This is a genomic window from Amycolatopsis minnesotensis, assembly GCF_039529815.1.
In the GTDB taxonomy this organism is placed as follows: Bacteria; Actinomycetota; Actinomycetes; order Mycobacteriales; family Pseudonocardiaceae; genus Amycolatopsis; species Amycolatopsis minnesotensis.
Window position 1 is genome coordinate 1 of the sequence record NZ_BAAANN010000108.1, and the last position, 2169, is coordinate 2169.

Sequence of the window (2169 nt, forward strand, 5' to 3'; positions counted from 1 at the left end):
GGCACGTCGTTGATCTTCGCGACCCGCCTGAACCTGCCCGCGCTGCGCGGTCGCGGGGCGAGCCTGCCCCCGATCTACCGCGCACTCGTCCCCGCCCGAGCCACCGCCAAACCCGCGGAAGCGTTCGTGGACCGGCTGTCTTCGGCACCGGCGGCGGAGCGACTCCCGCTCGCGGCCGACGCCATCCGGGGCGAGGTCGCCGCGGTGCTCGGCTTCGAGTCCGGAAAGGACGTCGACCTCCGCCGGACCTTCAAGGAACTCGGCTTCGACTCGCTGACCGCGGTCGAACTGCGCAACCGCCTCGCGGGCCTGTTCGGCCGCAGGCTGCCTTCGACGCTCGTCTTCGACTACCCCGGAGTGGAGCCCCTCGCCGAGTTCCTGATCGGCGAGCTGGCACCGGCACCGGTCACCGCACCGGTTGCCGTGCGGGACGTCGCGGAGGACGACCCGGTCGTGATCGTGGGCATGGCCTGCCGGTTCCCCGGCGGGGTCACCGCGCCGGAAGACCTGTGGGGCCTGGTCGAATCGGGCTCGGACGTGCTCGGCCCGTTCCCGGCCGACCGCGGCTGGGCGGTATCGGATCGGGTCGGCGGCTTCATCTACGACGCCGCGAACTTCGACGCCGACTTCTTCGGGATCTCACCGAAGGAAGCGGTCGCGATGGACCCCGAACAGCGGATCCTCCTGGAAACCTCGTGGGAAGCGCTGGAACGCGCCGGCATCGACCCGCGCGGGCTGCGCAAGAGCGACACCGGGGTGTACCTCGGCGTGTCCTACTCCGCCTACCAGCGGGGGACTTCGGGGCTCGACGAAGGTTCGCAGGGCTTCGTGGTCACCGGCACCAGCCCGAGCGTGGCCTCGGGCCGGATCTCCTACTTCCTCGGCCTCGAAGGGCCGTCGGTGTCGGTGGACACGGCGTGCTCGTCCTCGCTGGTGTCCCTGCACCTCGCCGCGAAGGCGCTGCGGCACGGCGAGTGCTCGATGGCACTGGTCGGCGGCGCCGCGATCATGGCGACCCCGGCGCTGTACGGCGAGTTCGACCGGCAGAGCGCTTCGTCGAGCAACGGCCGGTGCAAGGCGTTCGCGGAGGCCGCCGACGGCACCGGCTGGGCCGAAGGCGCGGGCACGGTCGTACTGGAGCGGCTGTCCGACGCCCGCGCCAACGGGCACCGGGTGTTCGCGATCGTGCGGGGTTCGGCGGTGAACTCCGACGGCGCGTCGAATGGTTTGACGGCGCCGAACGGTCCGTCGCAGCAGCGGGTGATCCGTGCGGCCTTGGCGGACGCCGGGCTCACCGTGTCCGATGTGGACGCTGTCGAGGCGCACGGGACGGGCACGAAACTGGGCGACCCGATCGAGGCGCAGGCGTTGCTCGCGACGTACGGCCAGGACCGGGACCGGCCGCTGTGGCTGGGCTCGATCAAGTCGAACATCGGGCACACGCAGGCCGCCGCGGGCATGGCCGGGCTGATCAAGATGGTGGAGTCGTTGCGGCGCGGGGTGCTGGCCGCGACGTTGCACGTGGACGCACCGTCGTCGCATGTGGACTGGTCCGCCGGTGACGTGCGGCTGCTCACCGAGGCGCGTGAATGGCCGGAAACGGGTCGTGCCCGCCGGGCGGGCGTGTCGGCGTTCGGGATCTCGGGCACCAACTCGCACGTGATCCTGGAGCAGGCCCCCGTCGAGCCCGAGCCCGAGGTTTCCGAGCCGACCGGCCCGGTCCTGGTGCCGCTGTCGGCACGGGACCCGCAGGCGTTGACGAAGCAGGCGGCCGCGCTGCTGCCCGTGCTGACCGGTGCGGCGGACGTGGCCGGGGTGGCGCGGTTCCTCGGCACCCGGCGGGCCCGGTTCGACCACCGCGCCGTGGTGGTGGGCGCCGGCCGCGCGGACCTCGTCGCCGGACTGGAATCGATCGCGGGCGGAGAGCTGACCGAGACCGTTTCCGGGGTCGCGCGAGTTCGCGGCAGGACGGTGTTCGTGTTCCCCGGTCAGGGTTCGCAGTGGGCGGGTATGGCGACGGGGTTGCTGGCGTCTTCGCCGGTGTTCGCGGAGTCCATTAGGGACTGTGAGGTGGCGTTGGCGTCGTTTGTGGACTGGTCGCTGACCGAGGTGCTCACCGGGGTCGAGGGTGCGCCGGGGCTGGACCGGGTGGATGTGGTGCAGCCGGTG

Annotated in this window: 1 protein-coding gene; it reads left to right on the forward strand. The window is 72.0% G+C overall.

Annotation, left to right across the window (positions count from 1 at the left end; translation table 11 throughout):
* On the forward strand, positions 1–2169 hold a 2169-nt coding region (locus tag ABD256_RS43990; RefSeq protein ID WP_344432352.1), incomplete at both ends, for a type I polyketide synthase.